Annotated in this window: 21 protein-coding genes; 14 read left to right on the top strand and 7 right to left on the bottom strand. The window is 70.1% G+C overall.

Annotated elements, in window-relative coordinates; genetic code table 11:
- Window positions 1–54 precede the first annotated feature (54 nt).
- On the top strand, window positions 55–1,119 hold the full coding sequence (locus L3i22_RS31860; RefSeq protein WP_221321191.1) for an aminopeptidase P family protein: 1,065 nt from the start codon (window positions 55–57) through the stop codon (window positions 1,117–1,119).
- A gap of 731 nt (window positions 1,120–1,850) precedes the next feature.
- Window positions 1,851–3,023: a hypothetical protein gene (locus tag L3i22_RS31855; protein WP_221321190.1), complete on the top strand. Its 1,173-nt coding sequence runs from the start codon at window positions 1,851–1,853 to the stop codon at window positions 3,021–3,023.
- A gap of 98 nt (window positions 3,024–3,121) precedes the next feature.
- Here L3i22_RS31855 and L3i22_RS31850 read toward each other — a convergent pair whose 3' ends face one another.
- A complete protein-coding gene (locus L3i22_RS31850; protein ID WP_221321189.1) occupies window positions 3,122–4,864 on the bottom strand; it encodes a metallophosphoesterase in 1,743 nt (580 codons plus the stop codon).
- Between the two features lie 15 nt (window positions 4,865–4,879).
- Between L3i22_RS31850 and L3i22_RS31845 the strand changes: the two genes are divergently transcribed.
- On the top strand, window positions 4,880–5,395 hold the full coding sequence (locus L3i22_RS31845) for a hypothetical protein (RefSeq protein ID WP_221321188.1): 516 nt from the start codon (window positions 4,880–4,882) through the stop codon (window positions 5,393–5,395).
- A 72-nt stretch (window positions 5,396–5,467) separates the two neighbouring features.
- On the opposite strand, the gene L3i22_RS31840 is transcribed toward L3i22_RS31845, so the two are convergent.
- Together L3i22_RS31840 and L3i22_RS31835 are read right to left on the bottom strand one after the other, a co-directional pair.
- Window positions 5,468–6,928 (bottom strand): benzaldehyde dehydrogenase, encoded by a 1,461-nt coding sequence (locus tag L3i22_RS31840; RefSeq protein ID WP_221321187.1) that lies wholly within the window; start codon window positions 6,926–6,928, stop codon window positions 5,468–5,470.
- A gap of 832 nt (window positions 6,929–7,760) precedes the next feature.
- A complete protein-coding gene (locus L3i22_RS31835) occupies window positions 7,761–8,645 on the bottom strand; it encodes an SDR family NAD(P)-dependent oxidoreductase (RefSeq protein WP_221321186.1) in 885 nt (294 codons plus the stop codon).
- A gap of 25 nt (window positions 8,646–8,670) precedes the next feature.
- On the opposite strand from L3i22_RS31835, the gene L3i22_RS31830 reads away from it, so the two are divergent.
- The 6 genes from L3i22_RS31830 to L3i22_RS31805 all read left to right on the top strand — a co-directional run bounded on the left by L3i22_RS31830 (window position 8,671) and on the right by L3i22_RS31805 (window position 15,257).
- Window positions 8,671–9,114, top strand: coding sequence for a MarR family winged helix-turn-helix transcriptional regulator (locus L3i22_RS31830; protein WP_221321185.1), 444 nt, complete (start codon window positions 8,671–8,673; stop codon window positions 9,112–9,114).
- A gap of 414 nt (window positions 9,115–9,528) precedes the next feature.
- Window positions 9,529–10,560 carry an autoinducer 2 ABC transporter substrate-binding protein gene (locus L3i22_RS31825; protein ID WP_221321184.1) on the top strand — a complete coding sequence of 344 codons (1,032 nt, stop codon included), beginning with the start codon at window positions 9,529–9,531 and terminating at the stop codon, window positions 10,558–10,560.
- 70 nt (window positions 10,561–10,630) lie between these two features.
- The gene (locus tag L3i22_RS31820; RefSeq protein ID WP_255657319.1) at window positions 10,631–12,457 is read left to right on the top strand and encodes a sugar ABC transporter ATP-binding protein; all 1,827 of its coding nucleotides are present in this window, start codon (window positions 10,631–10,633) and stop codon (window positions 12,455–12,457) included.
- Window positions 12,454–13,473: an ABC transporter permease gene (locus L3i22_RS31815; protein ID WP_255657318.1), complete on the top strand. Its 1,020-nt coding sequence runs from the start codon at window positions 12,454–12,456 to the stop codon at window positions 13,471–13,473. Before L3i22_RS31820 ends, L3i22_RS31815 begins: the two co-directional genes overlap by 4 nt.
- The gene (locus L3i22_RS31810) at window positions 13,470–14,561 is read left to right on the top strand and encodes an ABC transporter permease (protein ID WP_221321183.1); all 1,092 of its coding nucleotides are present in this window, start codon (window positions 13,470–13,472) and stop codon (window positions 14,559–14,561) included. The genes L3i22_RS31815 and L3i22_RS31810 overlap by 4 nt, the downstream gene beginning before the upstream one ends.
- A gap of 276 nt (window positions 14,562–14,837) precedes the next feature.
- Window positions 14,838–15,257: a hypothetical protein gene (locus L3i22_RS31805; RefSeq protein ID WP_221321182.1), complete on the top strand. Its 420-nt coding sequence runs from the start codon at window positions 14,838–14,840 to the stop codon at window positions 15,255–15,257.
- Here L3i22_RS31805 and L3i22_RS31800 read toward each other — a convergent pair.
- Window positions 15,196–15,945, bottom strand: a complete 750-nt coding sequence (locus L3i22_RS31800; protein ID WP_221321181.1) for a TetR/AcrR family transcriptional regulator — start codon at window positions 15,943–15,945, stop codon at window positions 15,196–15,198. The genes L3i22_RS31805 and L3i22_RS31800 overlap by 62 nt on opposite strands.
- 125 nt (window positions 15,946–16,070) lie before the next feature.
- On the opposite strand from L3i22_RS31800, the gene L3i22_RS31795 reads away from it, so the two are divergent.
- The gene (locus L3i22_RS31795; protein ID WP_221321180.1) at window positions 16,071–17,510 is read left to right on the top strand and encodes an MFS transporter; all 1,440 of its coding nucleotides are present in this window, start codon (window positions 16,071–16,073) and stop codon (window positions 17,508–17,510) included.
- Between the two features lie 164 nt (window positions 17,511–17,674).
- Here L3i22_RS31795 and L3i22_RS31790 read toward each other — a convergent pair whose 3' ends face one another.
- Window positions 17,675–17,875, bottom strand: coding sequence for a hypothetical protein (locus tag L3i22_RS31790; RefSeq protein ID WP_221321179.1), 201 nt, complete (start codon window positions 17,873–17,875; stop codon window positions 17,675–17,677).
- A 40-nt stretch (window positions 17,876–17,915) separates the two neighbouring features.
- Entirely contained in the window at window positions 17,916–18,344 is a 429-nt protein-coding gene (locus L3i22_RS31785; protein ID WP_221321178.1) for a helix-turn-helix domain-containing protein, read from the bottom strand.
- Between the two features lie 111 nt (window positions 18,345–18,455).
- Here L3i22_RS31785 and L3i22_RS31780 point away from each other — a divergent pair, with 111 nt between their 5' ends.
- From L3i22_RS31780 to L3i22_RS31770, 3 genes are all read left to right on the top strand, one after another.
- Window positions 18,456–19,295, top strand: a complete 840-nt coding sequence (locus L3i22_RS31780; protein ID WP_221321177.1) for an NAD(P)H-binding protein — start codon at window positions 18,456–18,458, stop codon at window positions 19,293–19,295.
- 138 nt (window positions 19,296–19,433) lie between these two features.
- The gene (locus L3i22_RS31775) at window positions 19,434–19,628 is read left to right on the top strand and encodes a hypothetical protein (RefSeq protein WP_221321176.1); all 195 of its coding nucleotides are present in this window, start codon (window positions 19,434–19,436) and stop codon (window positions 19,626–19,628) included.
- Window positions 19,595–22,339, top strand: a complete 2,745-nt coding sequence (locus L3i22_RS31770; protein WP_255657317.1) for an AAA family ATPase — start codon at window positions 19,595–19,597, stop codon at window positions 22,337–22,339. Before L3i22_RS31775 ends, L3i22_RS31770 begins: the two co-directional genes overlap by 34 nt.
- Window positions 22,340–22,453: 114 nt before the next feature.
- Here the strand turns inward: L3i22_RS31770 and L3i22_RS31765 are convergent, their stop codons facing one another.
- Entirely contained in the window at window positions 22,454–23,716 is a 1,263-nt protein-coding gene (locus L3i22_RS31765; protein ID WP_255657316.1) for a DUF1479 domain-containing protein, read from the bottom strand.
- A 341-nt stretch (window positions 23,717–24,057) separates the two neighbouring features.
- On the opposite strand from L3i22_RS31765, the gene L3i22_RS31755 reads away from it, so the two are divergent.
- Window positions 24,058–25,371, top strand: a complete 1,314-nt coding sequence (locus L3i22_RS31755; RefSeq protein ID WP_255657315.1) for an ROK family transcriptional regulator — start codon at window positions 24,058–24,060, stop codon at window positions 25,369–25,371.
- Window positions 25,372–25,477 lie beyond the last annotated feature (106 nt).

Genomic DNA, 25,477 nt, shown 5'->3' with positions numbered 1-25,477 from the left:
CGGCTTCGGAGGTACGCGGTGATCCCGTTCAGCAGCAAGGAACACCTTCAGCGGATGGAGCGCGCGGTCGCCCAGGCCGCCGGCGCCGGACTGACCGGGCTGCTGGTCACGCCCGGACCCGACCTGACCTACTTCACCGGCTACCGGCCGACCGCGATCACCGAGCGGATCACCATGCTGGTCCTCGACGCCGACCACGACCCGCACCTGATCCTCCCGGTCCTCGAGCGCGGCGACGCGGCCGGCGTGCCGGTGGCGATCACCGACTGGGCCGACGGCAGCGACCCCTACCCGGCCGCGGCGCGCCTGCTGGACCCGGCCGGGCGTTACGCGATCTCCGACTCGGCCTGGGCGATGCACCTGCTCGGGCTCCAGCAGGCGCTGCCCGGCGCGTCGTTCCTGGCGATGTCGAGCGCCCTGCCGATGCTGCGGGCGATCAAGGGCGCCGAGGAGGTGGACCGGCTCGCGGCCGCCGGCGCGGCCGCTGACGCGACCTATCAAGAGATCATTTCGGTACGGTTCGAAGGCCGCACCGAACACCAGGTCGGCACCGACCTCGCCGGTCTGCTGACCGGGCACGGTCACTCACAGGTCGACTTCACCGTGGTCGGGTCCGGCCCGAACGGCGCGAACCCGCACCACGAGATGGGCGACCGGGTCATCGAGCGCGGCGACATGGTGGTCCTCGACTTCGGCGGCCTCAAGGACGGCTACGGCTCGGACACCACCCGGACCGTCCACGTCGGCCCGCCGACCACCGCCGAGCAGGAAATCTTCGACGTGGTGCGCCGCGCCCAGGAAACCGCGTTCGCGGCGGTCCGCCCCGGCGTGCCCTGCCAGGAGATCGACCGGGCGGCCCGGCGGGTGATCGAGGAGGCCGGCTACGGCGAGTACTTCATCCACCGGACCGGCCACGGGATCGGCCTGACCACCCACGAGCCGCCGTACCTGGTGGAGGGCGAGTCACAGGTCCTGGTCCCCGGAATGTGCTTCTCCATCGAACCGGGAATCTACCTACCGGGCCGCTTCGGCGTCCGAATCGAGGACATCGTCACGGTGACCGAAACCGGCGGCCGCCGCCTGAACAACACCAGCCACGCCCTGCAAATCGTCACCTGAACCCAAGCCAATGCCCCCCACCACCCCCACCCGCCAAGCGCCCACCTCCCAAGCGCCCACCGGTCGCGCGCTCACCACCCACGTGTCCACCGGCCGCGCGCCTGTCACTCGCGCGTCCACTGCCCACGTGTCCACCACCCACGTGTCCACCACCCACGTGTCCACCACCCACGTGTCCACTGCCCACGTGTCCACCACCCACGTGTCCACCACCCACGTGTCCACCACCCGCGCGTCTACCGGTCGCGCGCCTGGCACTCGCGCGCCCACCGGCTTCGGGTTCGCCCGCGCGCTCACCGGTTTCGTGTCCACTCGCGCGTCCACCACTCGCGCGTCCACCACTCGCGCATCCACCGGCCGCCGGCCAGCCGCCACGCGTCCACCGGCCACGTGCGACGCGGGCCACGCGCGGCACCGGTCCCGCGGTGCGCTGGTCACGCGCGGCACCCGCCGCCCACGGCCCACCCGCCATGCGCACCGTTCGTCGTCCCCGTCATCCATACCTACATCGCCCTTTGCCTGTGCCGCCCCTCGTTGGCGCCGCCCTTCGCCGGCGCCGCATGAAACTTTCCACCGCAGTGGAACGCCGCGGCCGATGGGGGTCGCCCGCGGCGTGCGGGGCACCGGCCGGACTGTCGCCACCAGTACCGGCCGGTGCCCTACCCACGACGAAGACTTTTTTCAACAGTTCTCAGTGCTTCTCGAGTGTTCTCGCAAGGAGTGAGCAACCGATGGTGTCTGTGCGAATCCGGCTCTCGGCCGCGGCGCTGCTGCTGCTCGGCGGAGTCGCGGCCTGCAGCGGGGAAGGAACTCCGGAAGGTCTGCCGTCGAACCGGCCGTCCGTGGAAAGGACCACGGACCGGACCACCCAGCCGACGCCCACCGACGACGAGACCACCAAGACCGAGAGGCCCGAGCCTACCCGCACCCGGGAGACGACGAAGGAAACCACCAACAAGCCGACCACCGAGCCGACAAAAGAAACCACCACCGAGCCGACGAAGGAAACCACCACCGAGCCGACGAAAGAAACCACTACCAAGCCGGCGCAGCCGCAGGAACCTGTCGCCACCGCGACGTCCACCTCCGCCGTGGCGGTGGTGCCGGTGGCCGAGGAGGACAGCGGCGGCGCGTGGGGCTGGTTGCTGCTGATCGGGCTGTTCACCGGCCTGGTCGCGTTGCTGATGCTGAACCGCAACCGCAAGGTCACCACGTGGGACGGCACGGCGCGCGGCCTGGCGGGGGAGACCCGGACCGTGCTCGGTGTCCGCCTTCCGCCGCTGCTGACCATGACGGATGCCGGCGAACGAGGGCTGGCCTGGCCGCCGGTCCGCGACGACCTCACCGCTCTGGAGGCCCGCTGGGCGGCCCTGTTGGAGACCACTCCGGACGGCGAACGGCATGCCTACGCGAGCCAGGTCGCCGGCATGCTGCGCGACCTGGTCAACGCCGTCGACGCGGAGAACGAGGCGATGGCCGCCGGCCGGAACTGGCAGCTCCTGCGCCCCCGCCTGGACGCGATCATCGCGGCCCTGAGCGCGGCCCTGGAACCGGCACCCACCCCGGACACCGTCTACGCCACCACGCCGTCGTCCGCCACCGGCACTGACACCGCCACCGGTTACGGAACCCCGCCGCCGTCCGCTACCGGTTACGGAACCAGGCCGCCATCCGCCACTGGTTACGGAACCACGCCGCCGCCCACCACTGGTTACGGAGCCCCGCCGTCGTCCGCCTCGGGCCCCGCCCATGGCACCACCCCGGACACCGGTTATCCCGCCACGCCGGGACCGGCCCAGCAGCCGCCGCGCACCACGGAATACGGCGAGCCGATCGACGACGACCCGGACGATCCCTACAACCCGCCTCGTCAGGGACCGCCCCGTCCCGGCTATCCGTCGTGACCGAACCCGTTCGCTCGATCGGGACGGGGCTCCGTCCGTACGCCGAAATCGTGTTTTGATCTGTGGGTTTTTCTGCCTCGGAGATCAGGCGTCGCCGATCAGCGGATCGGCTCGGCGGCGGGTTGCGCCGGGGTCGGCGCCAGGACGATCGGCTCGCTGATCAGGTGCGCGTGCAGGCGATCCGCCGGCACGATCCACGACGAATGCGGGCCACCGTCCGGCGCCGTCCGCCATTTCCGGACCGTCCGCCGCACCCCGAGCGGATAGATGGTCAGCGTGCCGTCCGCGGCGATGTGCATCCGCAGGAACGACTTCGAGTCGACGATTCCCTGCGCGGAGAACAGCTCGTTCAGATTGACGCCGAATCGCGCGCCGAACAGCAGATAGACCGCCACCAGTTCGGTGCCCGCGAGCCCGGACACCACCCCGTAGACGACCAGCGTCGCGAGCAGCGACCAGGGCCATCGCCAGTCGTGCAGCGGCAATTCCCACCAGGCCCAGCTGAGCAGCGCGGCGAGCCCCAATTGCGCGACGCCGTGCAGCACACCGAGCACCTGCCGCCGGGTCCGGCCCAGTTCCGAGTCGCTCAGGTGCGCGAACGCATAGGTCCCCGCCATTACCGTCGCGATCAGAATGAAGAGCGGCACCAGCGCGAACTTCTGCAACGGACTGCCGAATCCGCTGCTGATGACTCCACCGACGGCCAGCAGAATGGCGGTGTGCACGGCGCCCAGCATGCCGATGAAGCTCGGATTGTGTTTGGGGAGACGAGCAAAAATGCTTGCGGCGTACGCCTGGGAAAGTCTTTTGCTCGGAAAACGCGACTCGAGGGTGTAGGTCTCCCGGGGCGACGTGGTCTGCAGCGGCGCGGGCGGGACCTCGATCGACTCGGGCAGCTGATGGGTGGGGTAGAGGTACGCCCCGCCCCCGCCGCATGTGATCAACTCGCGGTCCGGTCCGCTGTAGCGCGCGTAGTGGTGCCAGTCGCCGGAGAGCATCAGCCGTACCTTGGCGCCGGTCGGGGCGATGACCGACCGAAGGAAATAATCCAACGACTCGTAGACCGCCGGCAGGTCGGCGCCCTGCACCCAGGTCGGGCTCGCCGACGCGACGATCACCTTGGTGTCCGGCCCGAAGCCGGTCGCCACCCGTTTGAAATATTCCAACTGCGGGTCGTCGATGTAGGTCGACGCCTGGTCGTCGACGGCCAGCAGCCACCAGCCGCCGGGAAGTTCCACCGCGAAGTAGGAGCGGTTCTGCGGAAGATGCCAACCCCCGATCTCGGTACGGCGGGTGCCGGTGAACAGGCGCAGGAACGCGGTGAGCCCGTCGTACCAGTCGTGGTTGCCGGGCAGCGCGTACATCCGCGGGGTGTCGACGCCCTCGGGCACCGACGGCAGCGCCGCCCGGTACGGTCCGATCAGCCGGTTCTCGTAGCGTTCGGTGCTCGGCGTCGGGTAGACCTCGTCGCCACCGAGCACCAGCGCCCGTCCCCGCGGCAACACGTGGTCACCGACCGTGATCTGCGGCTGCGCGAGCAGGTAGGCGACCGAGTAGGTGGCGTCGAACCCGTCGCCGAGGTCGGCCACGAAGTCGATCCAGCAGTCGCCGTCCGGCCCGACCTCGCGGTCCACCTCGTCCGGAAATGCTCCCTGGAGTTCGCGCTTGTCCAGATAGCTGCCCTGGATCGAGGCGAGCGCCACGCGCAGCCCGGTCCCGGCCAGTTGCACCGGCGACAGCCAGGCCACCGGCTTGGCCGGGGTGAAGCCCAGCTGCGCCGGCGTCATGTCCCGGGGCCGGTGCGGGGGTATGGATGATGCGTTCTCGGACTCGTTGGCCATAAGTCGTCCCTCCCGATGCGCCGGGAGGAGACTAGGTCATCCGCGGAAGCGCCCCACGTCGCGGTCGGTGGTAACGCCGCGCCGCCGGATCGCGCCGCGCCGCCGGACCGCGCCGCGCCGCCGGATCGCGCCGCGCCGCCGGATCGCGCCGCGCCGCCGGATCGCGCCGCGCCGCCGGATCGCGCCGCGCCGCCGGATCGCGCCGCGCCGCCGGATCGCGCCGCGCCGCCGGATCGCGCCGCCGGATCGCCGAGATGCGTCGCCGCATCGCATCGCGGCACCGCATCGCGTCGCCGCGCCGGCGTATCGCCGCATGGCCGCACCATCGCATGGCCGCACCACCAACCGTCGCCGCATGGCCGCACCACCGCATCCCCGCACCACCAACCGTCGCTCGTGGTCGACCGCTATCCGGCGATCACCTGCGGTCTCGCGGTCTCACGTCGCCTCGCGGCCACGCGCTGCGGCGCGGCCGGGCGTCGCTGCCCGGTCGCGCGCTGCGCTCTGTCGAAATGCGGTCCGGCCTCGTGACGTGGCGTTCCGGGAGCGGAACTCCAGGTGCGGCGCGCCGCGGCCGGATGTCGCGGCGCGCCGTGGTCCGGCTCAGAACGGGTAGGTCGGCGCCTGTCCGCGAACGGTCACCCAGCGCGTCTCCGTGAACGCGTCCACGTTGGCGCCCGCGCCGCCGAAGCGCGAGCCGGTGCCGGACGCTGCCACGCCGCCGAACGGTGCGTTGGCCTCGTCGTTCACCGTCTGGTCGTTGATGTGCACGATGCCGGTCGGCAGCCGGTCGGCCAGCGCCAGGCCGCGCATCACGTCCCGGGTCACGATGCCCAGCGACAGCCCGTACTCGCTGTGAGCGGCGAGCCGGGCCGCGTCGTCCGTGGTGGCGAAACGTGCCACCGGCGCGACCGGGCCGAAAATTTCCTGCGCAAAGGCAGGGGTGTCCGGTGTCGCGTCGGCGAGCACGGTCGCGCCGTAGAAAAGCTCCTCGTACGTGCCACCGGCCGCCAGCCGTGCCCCGGCCGCGGTGCTCGCCTCCACCAGCGCGTGGATCTTGTCCCGCTGCCCGGCGTCGATCACCGGGCCGAGCGCCACCTGATCCCGGGCCGGGTCGCCGACGGGAAGTTTCGCCGCCTTGGCCGCGAGCCGCTCGACGAAGTCGTCGTAAATGCTCTCGTGCACCAGGTGCCGGCCGGTCGTCATGCAGATCTGGCCCTGGTGGAAGAAACCACCCCAGGCGGCGAGGTTGACGGCTTCGTCCACGTCCGCGTCGTCGAGCACGATCAGCGCCGAGTTCCCGCCGAGCTCCAGGTGGGCCCGTTTCAGGTGTTTGCCGGCCAGCTCACCGACGCGCCGGCCGGCCGCGGTCGACCCGGTGAACGAGATGACCCGGATCAGCGGATGGGTGACGATGGCCTCGCCCACGTCGGCGCCGCCGGGCAGGACTTGCAGCAGGCCCGCCGGCAACCCGGCCTCCTCGAAGATCCGGGCCATGGTCACGCCGCCGGTCACCGCGGTGCGCGGGTCCGGCTTGAGGACGACCGCGTTGCCGAGGGCCAGGGCCGGCGCGACCGAGCGGATGCCCAGGATGATCGGCACGTTGAACGGCGAGATGACGCCGACGACGCCGACCGGCTCGCGACGGGCCATCGACAGCCGCGGCTGCTCGCTGGGCAGCAGCTCCCCGTACGGCCGCCCCGGCAGCCCGGAAGCCTCGTAACATTCCTGCTCGGCGACGTGCACCGCGAACCCGGCCATCCCGGGCACCGCGCCCACCTCGCGGATGTTCCACCAGGCGATGTCGTCGGCGTGCCGCGCCCACAGCGCCCCGGCCCGGCGCAGCACCGCGGCCCGTTCGGTGTGCGGGGTGGCCGCCCAGTCGCGCTGGGCCTTCGCCGCACTCTCGGCAGCCCGCGCCACGTCGTCCGGCCCGGCTACCCCGACGCTGCCGAGCACCTGCCCGGTCGCCGGTTCGACGACATCCCGAGCCCCACCGGAGCCGGCGACCCAAGAGCCACCGACATAGATCTTGCCCTGCCAGTCTGACGAGTCCAGAAACACCGTGACACCCCTTCCACCCGCGGAGTCAAGTCGGCCGACTGTAAGGCCACCGTTTCACATACATCAACCAGCCGTTACAAATACTCAAACCCACCCAGCTCCCACCTCGGCCTGCTCCCACCTCGGCCTGCTCCCACCTCGGCCTGCTCCCACCTCGGCCTGCTCCCACCTCGGCCTGCTCCCACCTCGGCCTGCGCCCTGCCTCGGCCTGCTCCCACCTCGGCCTGCGCCCTGCCTCGGCCTGCGCCCTGCCTCGGCCTGCGCCCTGCCTCGGCCTGCGCCCTGCCTCGGCCTGCGCCCTGCCTCGGCCTGCGCCCTGCCTCGGCCTGCGCCCTGCCTCGGCCTGCGCCCTGCCTCGGCCTGCGCCCTGCCTCGGCCTGCGCCCTGCCTCGGCCTGCGCCCTGCCTCGGCCTGCGCCCTGCCTCGGCCTGCGCCCTGCCTCGGCCTGCGCCCTGCCTCGGCCTGCGCCCTGCCTCGGCCTGCGCCCTGCCTCGGCCTGCGCCCTGCCTCGGCCTGCGCCCTGCCTCGGCCCGGTTCGCGCCTTGGTTCGCCGCCGGACTCGGCGCGGCTTCCACCTCGGCCCGGCATGCCATCTCCGCCCCAGCCGGCGTCGGCCCACCCGTCTTCGCCCGCCGGCTTTGGTGCCCAGCCCGTCGCTTTGCGTTTGCCGTCCTCGTTCCGGGGCCTGTCCGCCTTTCGCGCCTTCGGGCTGGCCCGTGCACCTCGGCTATCCGTCCAATCACTACCAGCGCCTCCGGCCGAACCCATCGTGCTCACACCGCTTGGGTGTATCCGTTCGCCACCGGCCCGCTGATGGCGAAAACTTTCGCCATCAGCGGGCGAACCATGGGGCGAGAAGCCGCTCGGTGTGCAGCCAGAGCTCGGCCTGCCGCTCCGCGTCGTCTCCGGGCGCTGCTGGCCGAATCTGCCGCGACACCCGGCGGCTGTAGTACCCGCTGCTCTGTCCGTCGAGTGCCGGATCGGTGGCGAGGGCGACGATCAGGTCCGCCCCACGCGAAGGGTCGCCAATGCGGAGGGCGGTAAAAGCTTTCTTCAGTACGCCGGAAAGGCGCAGCTCACGGCCAAGCCCCGTCGTATTGAAGCCGGGATCGAGGCAGTTGGCGGTGACCGTGCTCCCGCCCAGCCGGCGGCCCAGTTCCATCGTGAACATGATGTCGAGCAGCTTGCTCCGCCCGTAGTGCACGGAGGAACCTTTCGCCGTGAACGGCACCGTCGTCGTCAGGTCGTCCGGCAGGTGGAAAGTTCCGTGCCGACGGGACGCCTCGGATGCGACGTTGACGATCCGTGCCGCCGGCGACCGGCGCAGCGCGGGCAACAGCGCCCGGGTGAGTAGCCACGGCGCGAGGTAGTTGACCGCCACCATCTCCGGAAAGCCGTCGACCGTAGTACGCGACTCGAACGCGTGCAGACCGGCGTTGTTGACAAGCACGTCGATGCGTCCATAGCCGTCGGAGATTTCCTTCCCGATCCGGCGCACGTCCTCGAGTCTGCCGAGATCCCCGAGGAACACGCGGTCGGCACCGATCTGCTGACGAGCCTGCTCGCCCCGTTCCGCGTCCCGGGCAGTGATCAGAACCCGAGCGCCGCGCCGGGCCAGCTCGACGGCGGCGAGGCGCCCGATCCCGCTGGTGGCGCCGGTGATGACGATGGTCGGTCCCATGGCGAGCCGCTCCAAAAATAGTTTGCTGATGCCCACTACGGTAGGCGGATATAGTGTGGATATGCAAACCAGTCCTGACCGCCATGATCTACAGCTGGCGTTAGGTGAGCGGATCAATGCCCTGCTCAGCGCTACGAGGTCGCTCAGCGAGCGCAGCGCCGCCCACTTCCACCCGCAGCTCCAGCCGGCCGCGTTCCACATCGCGCGCTGGCTGTATGCGTACGGCCCGGCGAAGCCCAGCGTGATCGCCGAAGCCGTCGGCATGGACCGCAGCTCGACCAGCACGCTGATCGGAAAGATGCGCACGCTGGGCCTGCTCGCCGCGGAACAGTCCCCGGGCGACCGCCGCAGCATCACCGTCGAACTCACCCCCGACGGTCGTACCCGAGTCGCCGCCACGATGGGCGAGCGTGGCAAGGAGTTCTACGCCCGCACGGAAGACTGGTCCACCGACGATCTGGCACAGTTGGTTGCCCTCCTGGGCCGCCTAACCGCCGAGCCCTGACAGCACCTGGCCCTGCCCTTGATCCCAACCGCGTCGTGCCGCGTCGTGCCTCGTCGTGCCGCGTCGTGCCGTGCCGTGCCGCGTCGCGCCGCGCCTTGACCGGGTTTGGGTTTGCGCCGTGAATGGCCTTCCCTGGTGTCGGGCTGCCCGGGCGCCGCGCCGACGTGTGGAGCGCGACTGCCGCACTGCGGCAGTCGAGATCGCGCGCCCGGATCAGCGCGACGCGTTGGTGGAAGTGCCGCCCGGGCTGCCGTGATCGCGCCGGGTGAAAGGTTTTAAACCTCAAGATCCACTGGCGGTAGTGACTGTTGACACTCCCGCTACCAAGACGTAACGTGAGCGCATTCACACCGTGAAACGTTTCATTATGACGGCTCGATCCCCTTACCTCACCCACTCACTCTTGAGGAATCCATGCGCGCCAATGTGAAGATCGCCGTCGCCATGGCGACCGCCGCGACCCTCGCCCTGACCGGTTGTACGAAGAAGAACGACAACGACACCGCGAGCGGCACCAGCAGCGGCGGCACGAAGACGTACAAGATTGCTTTCGTCCCGAAGCTCCAGGGCGTTCCGTACTTCGAGGCGATGAACGCGGGCGGTAAGGCCGCCGCGGCCGCGCTCGGCAACGTCGAGTGGCTCTACCAGGGCCCGACGCAGGCCGACGCCGCGGCGCAGGCGGACATCGTCCGGTCCTACATCCAGCAGAAGGTCGACACGCTGATCGTCGCCCCGAACGATCCGGACTCGATGGCCCCGCTGCTGCAGCAGGCCAAGGACGCCGGCATCCACGTGGCGACCGCCGACACCGACGCCCCGAACTCGGTGAGGGAGGTTTTCGTCAACCAGGCCACGGCGGAAGGTATCGGTCAGGGCCTCACCGACTCGCTGCTCACCGCGATGGGCGGCAAGGGGAAGTACGCGATCGTCTCCTGCGGCCAGACCGCCGAGAACCTCAACGCCTGGATCAAGGTGCAGCAGGCGTACACCAAGACCAAGTACCCGGATGCCAGCATCGTGGATGTCGTCTACGCCGGTGAGGATCAGGCGAAGGCCACGCAGATGGCGACCGACCTGATGAACGCCCACCCGGATCTGACCGGTCTGGTCGGCGAGTGCACGTCCTCCGCCCCGGGCGTGGCCCAAGCGGTCAAGGACGCCGGCAAGATTGGGAAGGTTTTTACCGTCGGGCTGGGCACGCCGCAGGCGATGAAGCCGTACCTGACCGACAAGTCGTCGACCGCCGCGATCCTCTGGGACGTGCAGAACCTGGGCTACCTGACCGCGTGGGCCGGTGCGCAGATCGCCGAGGGCAAGCCGCTGCAGGCGAGCAACAACGTCAGCGACAAGCTGCCGGCCGTCGCCTACGACGCGTCGAGCAAGATGCTGCTGCTCGGCCCGGCGCTGGCGATCACCGACCAGAACGTCGACCAGTTCAACTACTGATGCCGCCCGCCGGGGCTGCGTAAAATCGCAGCCCCGGCACGCCCGGGTCCGCCGAACGGAAGAGCAAGCAGTGGCAGAAGAAGACGAAACCCCGCGGTTGCGGCTGTCCGGCATTTCGAAGCGGTTCGGCGCGGTCCGCGCGATTCGCCAGGCAGATCTGACGGTACGACCGGGGCAGGTGCACGCCCTGGTGGGGGAGAACGGCGCCGGCAAGTCGACGATGATCAAGATCGTCTCCGGGGTGGAGGCCGCGGACACCGGCGTGATCGAGTTCGACGGCGCCGAGGTGGCCATCCGTTCCACCACCGACGCGCTCGCCCTGGGTATCGCCACGGTCTACCAGGAGCCGCAACTTTTTGCCGAGCTCACGGTGGCGGAAAATATCTTCCTCGGCCGCGAACTGAAGAAGCACGGCCGCGTCGACTGGTCCGCCCAGAACGCCAAGGTCGTCGAGCTGCTCGACCTGCTCGGCCTGCCCGCACATGTCGCCACCGTCCCGGTCGGCACGCTCTCGATCGCCGAGCAGCAGCAGATCTCCATCGCCAAGGCCCTGGCCGGCGACGCTCGCGTGCTGATCCTCGACGAGCCCTCGGCCATCCTCACCGACGCCGAGATCGAGGTGCTCTTCGACGTCGTCCGCCGCCTGACCAGCGCCGGCGTCTCGGTCGTCTACATCTCGCACCGCCTGGACGAGCTGTTCCGCATCGCCGACGAGGTCACGGTGATGAGAGACGGGCAAACCATTGGGACGTACGGCATCAGCGACCTCACCGTCCGCAGGATCGCCGAGCTGATGGTCGGTGGGATCCTTTCCGACGCACGCCCGCACCGAGCGGTCCCCGATGGCCCGGCCGTCCTGGAGCTGCGCAACCTCGCCCGCGACGGAAAGTTTCATGCGGTTGATGTCGCCGTCCGCAAGGGTGAGATCGTCGCTCTCTACGGCCTGGTCGGCTCCGGTGTCTCGGAGATCGCGGCCTGCGTCTACGGCATCGACCGCGCTACCGCCGGCGACCTGCGACTGCACGGCAAGCCGGTCAGCCCGCGCTCGCCCCGCGAAGCCCAGCGGCTCGGCATCGCGCTGCTGCCGGCCAACCGCAAGGCGGAGGGCATGTTCGGCTTCCAGTCGATCGCGTTCAACATCTCCGCCGGGCACCTGAAGCTGCTGTCCCGCTTCGGCGCGTTCCTGGACCGCGGTAGGGAGCGTGAGGTCGCGCTGGGCCTGATCAAGCGGCTGGCCGTGAAGACCCCGCACGAGCGCCAGCCGATCAGCGCGATGTCCGGCGGCAACGCGCAGAAGGTGGTGCTCGCCCGGCAGCTGGTCGAGCGGCCGGACGTGCTGATCCTGGCCGAGCCGACCCAGGGCGTGGACGTCGGCGCCAAGGAGGAGATCCACCGGATCATCACCGAGCTCGCCGACGAGGGCACCGCGGTCCTGGTGGTGACCTCCGACCTGCCGGAGGCGCTGCGCATCGCCGACCGCATCCAGGTGGTCCGCGGCGGCACCACGACGGCCGAATTCGGCCCGGACGCCACCCAGGTGGAGTTGCTGGCCGCCGCCGCGGGCTCCAAGGACGACCCGGCAACCACTTCAAGCCCCACCAATCCGGAGGCGTCTGTCTCGGAAAGTTCCCCCACCGAGGTCGCGGCGGAACTTCCCAACAGCAAGTCCGCGGTGGAGGTTGCCACCAGCGAGTCCACGGCGGAGGTTTCCGACACACAGCCCGCGGCGGACGATTCCGGCAGCGAGGCTTCGGCGGAGGTTTCCGGCAGCGAGGCGGTGGCTGAGATTTCTGACGGAGACGGCCCGGGGAGTTCCGCGGGGGACTCGGTGACGGACGCCCGGGGGAAGATCGGTGCTGGTGAGGACGATGATTCCGTGAAGGAGAAGGTCGGATGACGACCACCGCTGTGCGGCCGCCGGCCGCCACCGACCCACCGAAACCGCGCGGGCGGGTACTGCCCGCCCCGGTCTCCGGCCAGGAACTGGTCCTGGTCGCGGTGATCGCCCTGCTGTGGATCGCGCTCGCGCTGACCACCCCGGCGTTCCTGACCTCCGGATCGCTGCAGCCGCTGCTGGTCGCGACCGCGCCGGTCGCTCTGGTCGGCGTCGGCATGACGATCATCATCATCACCGGCGGCATCGACGTCTCGGTCGGCGGCGCGATGATGGTCTGCTCCGTCCTCACCGCCAAGGCCCTGGTCGACTCGGGCGTGAACCTCGGCGTGGCGGTACTGATCTCGGTCGTCGCCGGTGCGGTGCTCGGGCTGGTCAACGGAGTGCTGATCGCCTACGGGCGGGTGCACGCCATCATCATCACGTTCGGCACGGCGAATCTTTTCACCTTCCTCGGCCTGCGCATCTTCGGATCGACCACGGTCAACGGCATCCCCGGCACTCTGGCGTTCTTCGGCCGCGGCACCGAGGGCCGCACCCTCGGGATCCCGCACGCCTTCCTGATCACGGTGCTGATCACCGCCGCGGTCTGGTGGTACCTGCGGCACACCGCGGGTGGGCGGCACTTCTTCGCGATCGGCGGCGACCCGGTCGCGGCCCGGCTCGCCGGGGTCCGGGTGCAGCGCCGCATCCTGCTCGCCTACACGATCACCGGCGTGCTCGTCGGCCTGGCCGCGTGCTTCCTGATCGCGCAGGGCACGTCGACACTCGACCAGTCGGTCGGCTCCGGGAAGGAACTTGCCGTCATCGCCGCAGTCGTCATCGGCGGCACCTCGATCATGGGTGGCCGTGGCTCGGTTCTCGGCACCCTGCTCGGCGCCCTGCTGGTGCAGTCGGTGAGCTCCGGCGTCACCCAACTGGGCTGGAAATCGCAGTTGTCCGACCTGTTCGTCGGCGTGTTCATCATCGTCGCGGTGGGCGCCGACCTGCTGCGCGCCCGGGCCAGGAGAAGCCGATGACCATCGTCGAAGCACAGCCCGCCCCGTCGAAGGAAAGCTCCGCCACCTCCCGCGAGTCGTTCGGCGCACGTGCCCTGCGGATCCTGCTCACACAGCGGATCGCGCTGCTCGCGGTGCTGATCGTCGCCGTGGTGGTTATTTTCTTCATCCAGGACGCGGGTGGGTATTTGACCGCGTCCTACGACTTCGACTACATGTCGGCGTCGCTGATCAACGCGGTGCCGCTGGCGATGCTCGGGCTGGCGGAGCTTTTCGTCATCCTCTCCGGGCGTGGTGGCATCGATCTGTCGGTAGGGGCGATCGTGTCCCTGGCCGGCATGGTCTTCGGGTTCGCGTACGGGCAGTGGGGCTGGCCGTTGTGGGCCGCGATCGTGCTGACCGCGGTGTTCGGGGCCCTGCTCGGGGCGGTCAACGGGTTCCTGGTGTCGTATGTCGGGTTCCCGGCGCTGATCGCGACCCTGGCCACGTTCTACGCGTACAAGTCGATCGCCATCGTGATCAACAATCAGCAGCCGATCAGCACGAAACCGATTCAGGACCTGTACTCGATCACCCGCTCGGTGGAGTTGCCGCTGTTCGGCGCATACGTGCCGAACGTGCCGCTGGGTATTTTCACGTTCCTGCTGCCCACGGTCGTGGCGGTGTGGTTGTTGTTGAACCGGACGACCTACGGGCGCCGGCTGTACGCGATCGGCACCAACGACGTGGCCGGACGCTGGGCCGGGCTGCCGGTGCGCGACACGCGCATGAAGGCGTACGTCTATGCGGGTTTGATCTCGGGTCTTGTCGCCGTCGTGACGGTCGGCCAGTTCGCCTCGGCCCGGCCGGATGCGGGGGTGTCCGGGAACGGGATGGCGTTGCCGGCGATCACCATCGCGGTGCTCGGCGGCGTCGCGATCACCGGCGGCATCGGCCGGGTCGCCGGAGTTGTGCTGGCCACGCTGCTGATCGTCTGGCTCAACGCCGGGATCCTGCTCGCCTTCGTGGGGAACGAGGGCTCGCAGTATCAGCTGCTCGCACTGGGCGCGGTGCTTGTTTTCGCGGCCTTGCTGAATGGATTGACGAACAGGCGATACGGCGCCCGCTGAGTCCGACCCGCCGGTGGTTTCTTTCCTTCGTTGCCGTAGCTGACGGCCCGGTCACGCTTGTCGTGGCCGGGCCGCAGTCGTCGTTGCCCGGACTTCCTCCGTCTCGGCCAGGGGAAGCCTGTCAACGTGCGGTGCTCGGAAGGCGTGCCCTAACGGTGCCGGAGACAGGCAGGTCATTCGACGGCATCAGTCACTTCCTATCCTCCTAGGATGCCTTGCACGAGGTGCCGGGTGTCATGTTCTTGCGCGCCTCCGAGGCGAAGACTTTCTTCGGAAATGAAACGTTTCACAACAAGCAGCGGCCGCGCCGGTCTGGCCTACTCGGTCGGCGAGGGCGAGGGCGAGGGCGAGGGCGAGGGCGAGGGCGAGGGCGAGGGCGAGGGCGAGGGCGAGGGCGAGGGCGAGGGCGAGGGCGAGGGCGAGGGCGAGGGCGAGGGCGAGGGCGAGGGCGAGGGCGAGGGCGAGGGCGAGGGCGAGGGCGAGGGCGAGGGCGAGGGCGAGGGCGAGGGCGAGGGCGAGGGCGAGGGCGAGGGCGAGGGCGAGGGCGAGGGCGAGGGCGAGGGCGAGGGCGAGGGCGAGGGCGAGGGCGAGGGCGAGGGCGAGGGCGAGGGCGAGGGCGAGGGCGAGCTGCGACTCAGGTGCCGGTGCTGTGGGGGTTTGCGGCGGGGAGGCCGTCGAGCAGCAGGGCGATGGTGAAGTCGAAGCGGTCGTGAGTGGTGCCGGCGGTGAGCTCCGCGCCGTACCTCTTGGTTTGGGGGAAAGTTTCTGGCAGCGCGGCGATTCGCCGCAGCATCTCGTCGCGGCTGATCACCCAGCCGTCGTCGCTGCGGGCGGCGCGGCGGTTAGCCAGGGAGACTTCGAGGCTGTACGCGTTGACATACAGCGTCAGTGAGTCGATCGCCCACGCCGCGACCTGCGGTGGGATGCCGCCGGCCAGCAGGATGGCGAGCATGCCCTCGCTCACCCGCAGGGTGTCCAGATTGGACGGGGCGGCGGCGAAGGTGGCCTGGGAGATGCCCGGGTACCGCAGGTACTGATCGCGCAGCCGGGTGCAGACGCCGGCGATCTGGGTCCGCCAGGCGGCCGGGTCCGGCGCGGGCAGCGGGATCTCGGCGCACAGCCGGCCGATGAGCAGCTCGTCGAGGTCTTCCTTGTTGACCACGTGGGCGTAGAGCGACGACGGGCCGGTCTCCAGCGCGACCGCCAGGCGCCGCATCGTCAGCGCCTCGTAGCCCTCGGTCTCGATGATGCCGAACGCGGTGCTGATGATCAGGTCGACCGTGATCGGCTGTTTGCGCCCGCCGGACGGGCCGCGCCGACCCGCGGGTGTGGCCGGCCCGGCCTGGTGTCGTGCGGCGCGGCGGTCCTGCGGAGTCGGCGGCATACGCGCAGTTTAGCGGATCTGGCGAACGGTGTTCTAGTTCACTCGGAACACCGTTCGTATTGCTACGAACGCCGTACCAGAGTAGAACGGTGTTCGTATCTACTGACCTCGCGAAAGGAGCTCGCATGAGCGCCACTTCACTGAGGGCCGCCTGGGTGGCCCTGGCCGGATTGTCGGCCGTCTTCCTCTTCGAGATGCTCGACAACTCGATCCTCAACGTCGCGCTGCCCACCATCGGCCGCGACCTGCACGCCTCGACCGTCGCCCTGCAGTGGGTGACCGGCGCCTACGCGGTCGTCTTCGGCGGCCTGATGCTGGCCTTCGGCGCGGTCGCCGACCGGTTCGGCCGCCGCCGGGTCATGCTGATCGGCCTGTTCCTGCTCGGCCTCGCCAGCCTGACGACCGCGTTCGTCACCACCGCCGAGCAACTGATCGCCGTCCGGGCGGTGATGGGCGTCGCCGCGGCGATGACGACCCCCGGGTCGATGGCGCTGGCCTTCCGGCTGTTCGAGGACGACACCCTGCGGGTACGGGCGACCACGCTCATCTCGACCGTCGGGCTGATCGGGCTCGCGATCGGGCCGACGACCGGCGGTTTCGTGCTGGCCATCGCGCCGTGGCAGGTCCTGCTGCTGGTGAACGCGCCGATCGCGGTACTCGCGATGATCGGTATCCGGGCCGGGATCGCCGCCGACGACCCGGCGGACCTGCACCGTGATCCGGTCGATGTCTCCGGCGCGCTGCTGGGCACGGTGACGATTGTCTTCGCGCTGATCGCGCCGACGCTGTTCGTCAATCAGGGCGCCGGCGCGTGGGCGCCCTGGGCGGCGACGGTCGCGGCGATTCTGGCGGCAATTTTCTTCGTACGCCGTGAGCGCTCGGCCCGGTACCCGCTGCTCGACCTGAAACTTGTCGCCCGCCCGCTCGTCGCCAGCGGCCTGGCGTACAAGGCGGCCGCCGGGCTGGCCACCGCCGGTCTCGGTTACCTGGTCACACTGCAACTGCAGCTCGACTGGGGCTGGTCGCCGGTGCGTGCCGCCCTCGGACTGTTGCCGCAGGTCATCGTGCTCGTCGCCGGTGGCGCGTTCGTCAATCCGTTCGTGCAGCGGGTCGGCCTCGAACGGGCCGCCCTGATCAGCGCCGTGTCGGTGGTGGCCGGTCTCGCCGTCTACGGCGCGCTGGGCCGACTCGGCTACGTGTGGGTCGCGGTGGCCCTCGCGCTGGTGGCCGCCGGGCTCCGCGTGGTCGGCGTGGTCGCGGCCGTCAACGTGATCCGCGGCCTGCCGAAGAACCGCACCACGATCGGCGCGGCACTGGTCGACACCGCCACCGAGGTGACGTCCGGCGCCGGGATCGCGGTCACCGGCACCATCCTGGCCGCCATGTTCACCGGCACCATCGCGGCGCCGAACTGGACCTCGCACCAGACCGCGCAGTTCCACGGGGCGGTCACCCTGGCCGCGGTGATCCTCACCGGTGCCGCGGCGGCGCTGGTCAGCTGGGCCATCGTCCGCTCCCGGACGGCCGAGCCGGTCCTCGAGCCGGTCCTCGAGCCGGCGACGTAGGACGCCTGACTCCAGGGCTGGGCACAGCGGTGCCGGCAGCCGAAGGAAGGTTTTACCGGGGAACCGGCGAACCCAATGACGGCCGCGGACGCCGGTGACGTCTGCGGCCGGAAACTACGGCCGCGAACGGGGAGTGACGTCTGCGGCCGGAAATGACGTAGGCGTCAGCGGCTGAAGGAGAAACGGCGCTTCTTGGGCTGCTTCTTGAATCCCTGCAGGACGTCCGCGCCCTGCCGCAGCAGCCGGCTCGCGCGATTGGAGCCGCGCCTCGATTCGAGACCGTCGCTGAGCTTGCGGGCGCCCGCCGCCGCCAGAGGCACGGCGATCGCCATGATGACGAAGCGGCGAATCAGATTCGGAATCATCTCAGTACTCCTCAGCACAGCATCGGGCAACAATGTCTCCTTACCCGGACTGTCCCGGCCCAAGCGTGGCGGCGCTCGTTTGCGATTTCTCGTCATGGGCGCGCCGGGCCTTCGCCACATCGGGAAGATGTGCCGAGGACCATTCGGCCAGGTGCGCGAAGAGCGGCGCCAGGCTGCGGCCGAGGTCGCTGATCTCGTATTCGACCCGGGGCGGGACCTCGGGAAAGTAGGTCCGCACGACGAGGCCGTCGCGTTCGAGTTGCCGGAGCCGCTGGGTCAGCACTTTCGGCGTGATGCCGCCGATCTGCCGCTGCAATTCCACGAAACGTTGCCGGCCCCGATAGTTCAAGGTCCACAGAATCGGCGTGGTCCACCGGCTGAACACCAGATCGACGACCGGAGCGACCGGGCAGGCCAGCTCCGGATCGTCGCTTGCCGACGGCGTCCAGGACGCCCGATCATCTGCCATATCGACTTCCTCAGGGATAGTCACTTTCCTGTAGGTACCTACTATATCCAGGATGTTAGCTTCCCTTCGGTACGGCGCGGAGCGTGCCGTCGCAGCAGAAGGAGCTATTCAATGATCGTGGTTACGGGGGCCACCGGAAACGTCGGTCGCGTGCTCGTGGAGGCGTTGAGCTCGGCGGGCGAGCAGGTGACCGCGGTGTCCCGGGGGACGCGGCCGATCACGCTGCCCGGCGGGGTGCCGCATCGCCGGGCGGATCTCTCCGACGCGGAGAGCCTGCGGCCGGTGCTGGACGGGGCACGCGCGTTGTTCCTGATGGTCTCGGGCGCCGGCGACCACGTGAACGCGGGCGCCGTTCTCGACGTGGCCAAGGCCGGTGGCGTGGACCGGGTGGTGCTGCTGTCGTCGCAGGCCGCGGCGACCCGGCCGGACTCGGTCTCGCATGCGCCGCTGCGTGTCCTGGAGGAGGCGGTGCGCCGGTCCGGTACGGATTGGACGATCCTGCGGCCGGGCGGCTTCGCCTCCAACGCCTATGCCTGGGCGGATTCCGTGCGGACGCGGAGAACGGTCTTCGCGCCGTACGGCGAAATCGGTTTGCCGATCGTCGATCCGGGCGACATCGCCGAAGTCGCGGCGGCAATTCTGCGGGAGCGAAATCATTCCGGCGGTACCTACGAGTTGACCGGGCCGGCGCTGACCTCCCCGCGACAGCGGGCCGCAATGATCGGCGAGGCGGTGGGCGAGCCGGTTCGTTTCGTGGAACAGACCCGCGAGGAGGCCCGCGCGCAGATGCTGCAATTCATGCCCGAGCCGGTGGTCGACGGAACTCTCGACATCGTCGGCCGGCCCACCGCCGCGGAACAGCGGATCAGCCCGCACGTCGAACAGATTCTGGGGCGGCCACCGCGGTCATTCCTCGACTGGGCACGGCGCCACGCACCGGCGTTCAGCTAGGTGGATCTAGGTATGCCTAGGCGGTTCCCGGAGCCGGGCTAAAGCATTCTGAGCAGCGAAGATAGGTAAAGGCGTCCGATGTGGCGCGGGCCTTGTCGATCGAGGATTGGGACATCACCGATCGACGAGGAGAACACCATGTTGATGCATCCGGATCTGATGCTGGCCATCGCCAACGAGCGGCACCGGGAGCTTGTCGCGGAAGCGGAGAAGGGGCGGCTGCTGGCCTCCGCGCGCCGGATCCTCAGGAGTGGGAAAGGGGACACGGTGCGGGGACATCCCACCGGTACCCTGGCGGGGTGCGAAGCGTCCGCGGCGGTGCCAGCCCGGTGATGATCGGGCGGGACAGCGAGCTGCGCCGGTTGGCGCGGCTCGCCGCCGCTCGTGAGCCGGCGGTCGCGATCATCGCGGGGGAGCCCGGCATCGGCAAGACCCGCCTGGTCCAGGAACTGCTGGAGACGGTGCCGGCCGGCACCGTGGTGCTGGTCGGGCAGGCCGAGCCGGGCTCGCTCTCGCGGCCGTACGAGGTGTTGCTCGACGCCATCGACAGCCGTCCCGAGGTCGACGAGGAGCAGTTGGCGGCGCTCGCCGACCCGAAGCGGAGCCCGGTCGAGCGCCTGCACACCGGCCTGGCGATTGTTTCCGACCTGATCGGCGAGGCGCCGGCGGTAATTGTCTTCGAGGACCTGCACTGGGCCGACTCGGAGAGCGCCGCCCTGTTCGAGCGGATCGCCGACCAGCACGGATCACGGCTGCTGATCGGGACGTACCGGCCGGACGAGGTGACCCGCCGGCGTCCGGTGGCCGGTCTGCTGGCGCAGCTCGAACGGCGGCACGCGGTCACGCACGTACGTCTCAATCGTCTTGGTCCGGCGCAGACCGCAGCCCTGCTCGCGGCCGCAACCGGTGCCCCCGCCTCCCTGCGTGCCGCGACGGCGCTGCACCATCGCACTGGCGGCAACCCGTTCTTCCTGGAGGAGTTGCTGCGGGCGCTGCCCGATTTTGATCTCGATGAGCTGGTGGATCAGCCGCTGCCGTGGAGCCTTGCGGACGTGTTGCGCCGGCAGGTCGACGATCTTGATCCGGTGAGCCATCGGATCGTCGAGGCGGCCACCGTGCTCGGTCATCGGATTCCGTTCGACCTGCTCGCTGAGGTGACCGGCGCGGGTGAGGACGAGTTGATCGCGGTGCTGCGTGACCTGGTCACGCGGGGTGTGCTGGTGGAGTCCGGGGAGGACGAGTTCGCGTTCCGGCATGCGCTGGTGCGGGAGGCGATCGCCGCGCAGATGCTCGGGCGGCAGCGGCGGCGTCTGCACGAGGCGGCGCTGGACGTGCTGCTCGGCAGCGGTGCGTCGGATCCGGCGATGGTGGCGCATCACGCGCACGGCGCCGGGCGGTACGAGGATCTGATCGCCGCCGCGCGCAGCGGGGCCGCGTTGTACCTGTCGATCGGCTCCGCCTACCAGGCATTACAGCTGGCCGAGATGGGTCTGGGGGAGGCGCCCGACGACACCGAGCTGCTCGGCGCGGCGGCCCGGGCGGCCTGGCTGGCCGGTCTGCTCGACGACGCGTTGCGGTACGGGCGGCGCTGGCGTGACCTGGCGGTCGACCCGACGGATCGAGCCGAGTCGCTGTATCTGCTGGTCCGCTGCGCGTGGGAGTCGCGGGAGCCGGCCGAGATGTGGGCGCTGACGCAGGAGATCGAGACGCTCATCGAGCAGCTTCCGCCGGGTGCCGGCCAGGCCCGGGCGATGACCGCTATTGCCCAGTCGGCGTACCTGCGGGACGAGCTCGACACGGCGCTGATCTGGGCCGACCGAGCGCTGGCGTTGGCGGAAGATTTCGACATGCCGGTGCTGCGGCTGGCGGCGCTGCTGGAGAAGGGCTCGACGCTCAGCGAACGCCCGCACACCGCGGCTGACGGCAGAAAGATTCTTTCGGGGCTGGTCGGTGAGGCCGAGGCGGCCGGTGAGTGGGTGCTGGCCGCGCGGGCGCTCAACCGGCTGGTGCACGGCGAGCCGCCCACCTCGCCGGCCGAGCACGCCGAGAACCTGGAGCGGATGCGGGTCGACGCCGAGCGGGCCGGGTTCGAGTCGCTGGCGGTGGCCTCGTACTTCCAGGGGCGGGCCCGGCTCGCGCTGCGGGCCGGGGATCTGCGTGCCGCGATCGTGGCCCTCGAAGAGGGGCGCGGGCAGGATCAGGGCTATCGGCGTCCGGGGCGCTGGGCCGACTACCACGGGGTGTTCCTTGCCGGGCTCTACCTGGAGGCCGGGGAGTTCGACCTGGCCGAGCAGGTCATCGCCGACCTGGCGACGGTGCCGGACAATCCGCCGACCGTCCTTCCCGGCCTGGTGTTCCACGTGGCCTGCCGTCGCGGGGACCTGCCGCGGGCCGAGGCGGCGCTGGACGAGTTCATCGCGGCGCTGGCCGCGCAGCCGTGGCGCAGCGGGGAGCAGGCGCACGACCTGATCTCGGCCGCCGTGGAGATCGGGTTGCCGGTTGCGCGGCTCGACGCGATGGCGGCGGAACTTATCAACGAGAGTGATGTCTGGGACGCGTATCGGACGCTTGTCGGTGCGCAGCTCGCGGAGGCGCACGGGCGGCCGGCGGAGGCGCTCGCCGGATATCTGTCCATCGTCGACGCCCACATTCTCGGGCCGGCCACCTGCGGGACCGTGCGGGTCGGGGCGGCTCGCTGCCTCCTCGCCGGGGATCGGCGGGAGGAGGCGGCGGCGCAGGTGGAGGTGGCGGCGTCGTTGCTGGCGGGCTGGGGTGGATGGCGGGCGGCTCAGCTTGCGCAGGTGCGGGCCCGGTTGGGGATGGCGCCGGTGGACGCGGGGCCGGCGGTCACCGGGGTGGCGGCGCTGACTCCGCGGGAGCGGGAGGTGGCGGTGCTGATCAGTGATGGCCTGACCAATACCGAACTGGCGCGGCGGTTGTACATCTCGCCGAAGACGGCTGCCGTGCATGTGTCGAACATCCTGCGCAAGCTGGGGGTCTCCTCGCGCACCGAGGTGGGTGAGGTGGTCGGGCGGTCGTCGTAGGGTTCTTTCCGCCGCCGATTTCTTCCGCCGTTGGCTTTTGCCGCTGGGTACTTTCCGCCGTTGGATTTCTCCGCCGCTGGTTTCTTTCGAGGGCGGTGTTCGGGGTGCGCCCCGTCAGACGAGACCCAGGCCTCGGCGGCCGATGTCGTTCAGGTCGTCGGGCTGGAAGCGGTTCGGCCAATCGCGCTCGTAGTGCTCCGCCGGAAAATCACTCGGGCTTTCGCCCGACAGGAAGGCCTTGCGTACGGAATCGGCATACCGCTCGTTGCGAGGGCACCACGGCGCGGCCGGGATGTACATGACGTTGCCCCAGCCCCGCTGATCCGCCACCGGCGCGACGCTGTGGATCATGTCGCAGTGCCACCAGACGGAGTCGCCGGCCCGGACGTCCGGGATGCCGGAGAGCGCCTCCATCAGCGGCGCGTGCCACTTGTGGCCGGCCGGGAAGACCTGGTTGACGGTGACGCCGCACATGTCGTCATCCGGCACGTCGGACAGCAGCGGCCGCAGCATCAGGTAGGCCATCGCCTCGGGGATCGGGACCGTGTGCAGCACACCCTGGTCGTGATCCATGTCGGACAGCGCGGTCCAGCCCTGGAACGTCCGGAACGCCGAGCACATGGTCGAGCCCGGGTACTGCGGGCCGGCCGTGCGGTGGGCTGCGTCCCACGGGTCGTACTCCTCGACGCTGCCGTCGAACAGGTGCCGGAAGGCCTGCTGGTAGGCCTTGGTCAGCCACAGGTCGAGAGTGCCGGGGTCGAGGTGCGTGCCCAGGCCGGCCGAGTCGGCACCGGCCGGGCGGCGCCGGATCCGGTCCGGGTAGAGCGAGTCGCGGGTCGGGTCGAACCACTGAACACCATCGGACTCGTGCTTCCACTGACTGTTCAGGAACGCCTGGACGGCCGCCATCCGCTCGCTCTGCCGCGCCTGCATCTGCGCCGGTGACCAGTAGATCGGGTAGATCTCGGGCTTCGAGCCGACGCTGCCGAAGAAGTCGTCGCCGGGGCCGCGATAGTTCTCGAAGAACTGGTTGCTCTCGACGTAGTCGACGATGCCGGCGTCCCACTGCAGCGCCTGTTCGCGCTCGAAGTGTCCGCGAACGACCAGGCAGCCGCGGCGGCGCAGCAGGTCGAGTTGCTCGGCGGAAACTTTCTTCGCGGCGATGTCGGCGTAGTCGATGACCGGCCAGATCGCCTCGCCTCGGTGGCGGGTCGCGGTGATGTCGTCGATCGCGGCTTGGACGCGGTTTTCGACTACGGCGAAAACTTCCTCCACGGTGCGGCCGGAGGCGGCGATCTGCTCGCGCAGGGCCGTCTTGACCTCGCGTGTCGCCGCCTGCAGGTCGGCTGGCGGCTCTTCCCAGTGCGGCAGTCCCATGGTGATCCCTTTCAAGTCAAATGCCTTTACTTGTACGACGATAGGGCTGCGAGAGCTTTCAAGGCAAGGGCCCTGACTAGAATCGTCGTGTGGATACCGCCGAGCCGTCGCAGGATCTGGGTCGCCCGCGGTCAGGGGAACTCGTGCGCGCGCCAGCGCAGGATCTGGCCGGGTCGCAGGTGGGGGAGCCGGGCCGCCCGGCGCCTGAGGTCGTTGGTAGTTCAGGGGTGGGTGAAGCCGGCCGTTTGGCGCCGGAGGGCCGTGGTCGTTCAGGGGTGGGTGAAGCCGGCCGTCCGGCACCGGACGGCCCTGGTCGTTCAGGGGCGGGTGAAACTGGCCGAGTGGCTTCGCAGGATCTGGTTCGTTCGCTCACGGACGAGCACGTGCTTCGTGCGTTGACCCGGCATCGGCGTCTGACCCGGGCGGAACTGGCGGTGGAGATCGGTATCTCCAAGCCGACGGCGGGGGAGAGTGTGCGGCGCCTGGTCGAGCGGGGGCTGGTCACCGACACCGGGGAGCGGACCCAAGGTGGGCGCGGGCGGGGGCGAGTGGGGTCGTATTACGCGCTGGCGCCGGCGGTCGGTGTGGCACTGGCCGTCACGATCGCTCCGGAGGGTGTCGTCGCGGAGTGCCTGAACGTGTACGGCGACAGCGTGGCCTCCGTGACCAGGCAGACCGAGGCGAGCCGGGTTGGGGCGGTGCTGGCGGAGGTGGCTGGGGTCCTGCGCGGCGGCGCTGCCGGTTTGCGGCCGGAAGAGGCAGGAATGGCCCGCGTCCTGCGGGGAGGCGCAGGAGGCGCCGATGTCCGGCGGGATGGTGTGGAAGGTGCGTTGGGCGCCGATGTCCGGCGGGAAGGCGTGGGAGGTGCGTTGGGCGCCGATGTCCGGCGGGAAGGCGTGGGAGGTGCGTTGGGCGCCGATGTCCGGCGGGAAGAGTTTGCTGAGGCTCGGCCGGCGGAGCTGGCCGGTTCTTCCTGGGGTGCCGGGGAGCAGCCGATTCGGTTGGCGGTGGTCAGCGCTGCGGATCCGGTGGATCGGGCTACGGGGCGGCTTGTGCAGTTGCCGGACTCGCCGTTTCTGGTGGGGGCGCTGGATCCGGTGGCGATTCTTGCCGGCTACGTGGACGGGCCGGTTGTTGTCGACAACGACGTGAACTGGGCGGCGGCCGCGGAGGGGCAGCGCGACTTCGCTTACCTTTACCTCGGGGAGGGGCTCGGGGCGGCGATCGTCGACGACGGCGAGATCCGGCGTGGGTCGAGCGGGCTGACCGGGGAGATCTCGCATCTGCTGACCGTCGGGCCGGGCGGGCGGGCGATTCCGTTCATCGAGCTCTTCGGGGAACTGGGGCTGCGGCGACCTGGTTCGACCGCCGTCGACGTCGCACGCCTGAAGGAAAGTTCCACCGTCGAACGAGAGACGATCGCCATCGCCGTGAGCGGGGTGATCGCCGCCGTCATTGCCCTCGCCGATCCGAAGGAAATTGTTGTCGGTGGGTCGTGGGGGCCGTTTCTGATCAGCGAGATCCGGGCGGCGATGGCGCGGATGCCCCGGCAGGTGCCGGTGCGTGCGGCGTCGCTGACCGGATCTCCTGCCTGGGCCGGCGTGCGCACGGAGGCGCTCCGCCGGTTGCGCGCCTCCGTCATTGCCGACGTGTGAGGAGCGGGCCTGTGGCGGTGTTCGGCGCTCACCGATGATCCGGGTTCGCACGCACGCCCGGCCCGACGGTCAGCAGCGGGCTGCGGCGGGCAGCGGCTGACCGCGA

Source organism: Actinoplanes sp. L3-i22, assembly GCF_019704555.1.
Taxonomy (GTDB): Bacteria; Actinomycetota; Actinomycetes; order Mycobacteriales; family Micromonosporaceae; genus Actinoplanes.
Note: the sequence above shows the minus strand (reverse complement) of the source record. Positions and strands in the feature narration are given on the sequence as shown.

What these genes read in the sequence shown, in the direction of transcription:
- L3i22_RS31860 (WP_221321191.1), top strand. Translation starts at nt 55, where the DNA reads ATGGAGCGCGCGGTCGCCCAGGCCGCCGGCGCCGGACTGACCGGGCTG.
- L3i22_RS31855 (WP_221321190.1), top strand. Translation starts at nt 1,851, where the DNA reads ATGGTGTCTGTGCGAATCCGGCTCTCGGCCGCGGCGCTGCTGCTGCTC.
- L3i22_RS31850 (WP_221321189.1), bottom strand. Translation starts at nt 4,864, where the DNA reads ATGGCCAACGAGTCCGAGAACGCATCATCCATACCCCCGCACCGGCCC.
- L3i22_RS31845 (WP_221321188.1), top strand. Translation starts at nt 4,880, where the DNA reads ATGCGCCGGGAGGAGACTAGGTCATCCGCGGAAGCGCCCCACGTCGCG.
- L3i22_RS31830 (WP_221321185.1), top strand. Translation starts at nt 8,671, where the DNA reads ATGCAAACCAGTCCTGACCGCCATGATCTACAGCTGGCGTTAGGTGAG.
- L3i22_RS31825 (WP_221321184.1), top strand. Translation starts at nt 9,529, where the DNA reads ATGCGCGCCAATGTGAAGATCGCCGTCGCCATGGCGACCGCCGCGACC.
- L3i22_RS31815 (WP_255657318.1), top strand. Translation starts at nt 12,454, where the DNA reads ATGACGACCACCGCTGTGCGGCCGCCGGCCGCCACCGACCCACCGAAA.
- L3i22_RS31810 (WP_221321183.1), top strand. Translation starts at nt 13,470, where the DNA reads ATGACCATCGTCGAAGCACAGCCCGCCCCGTCGAAGGAAAGCTCCGCC.
- L3i22_RS31805 (WP_221321182.1), top strand. Translation starts at nt 14,838, where the DNA reads ATGAAACGTTTCACAACAAGCAGCGGCCGCGCCGGTCTGGCCTACTCG.
- L3i22_RS31800 (WP_221321181.1), bottom strand. Translation starts at nt 15,945, where the DNA reads ATGCCGCCGACTCCGCAGGACCGCCGCGCCGCACGACACCAGGCCGGG.
- L3i22_RS31795 (WP_221321180.1), top strand. Translation starts at nt 16,071, where the DNA reads ATGAGCGCCACTTCACTGAGGGCCGCCTGGGTGGCCCTGGCCGGATTG.
- L3i22_RS31790 (WP_221321179.1), bottom strand. Translation starts at nt 17,875, where the DNA reads ATGATTCCGAATCTGATTCGCCGCTTCGTCATCATGGCGATCGCCGTG.
- L3i22_RS31785 (WP_221321178.1), bottom strand. Translation starts at nt 18,344, where the DNA reads ATGGCAGATGATCGGGCGTCCTGGACGCCGTCGGCAAGCGACGATCCG.
- L3i22_RS31780 (WP_221321177.1), top strand. Translation starts at nt 18,456, where the DNA reads ATGATCGTGGTTACGGGGGCCACCGGAAACGTCGGTCGCGTGCTCGTG.
- L3i22_RS31775 (WP_221321176.1), top strand. Translation starts at nt 19,434, where the DNA reads ATGTTGATGCATCCGGATCTGATGCTGGCCATCGCCAACGAGCGGCAC.
- L3i22_RS31765 (WP_255657316.1), bottom strand. Translation starts at nt 23,716, where the DNA reads ATGGGACTGCCGCACTGGGAAGAGCCGCCAGCCGACCTGCAGGCGGCG.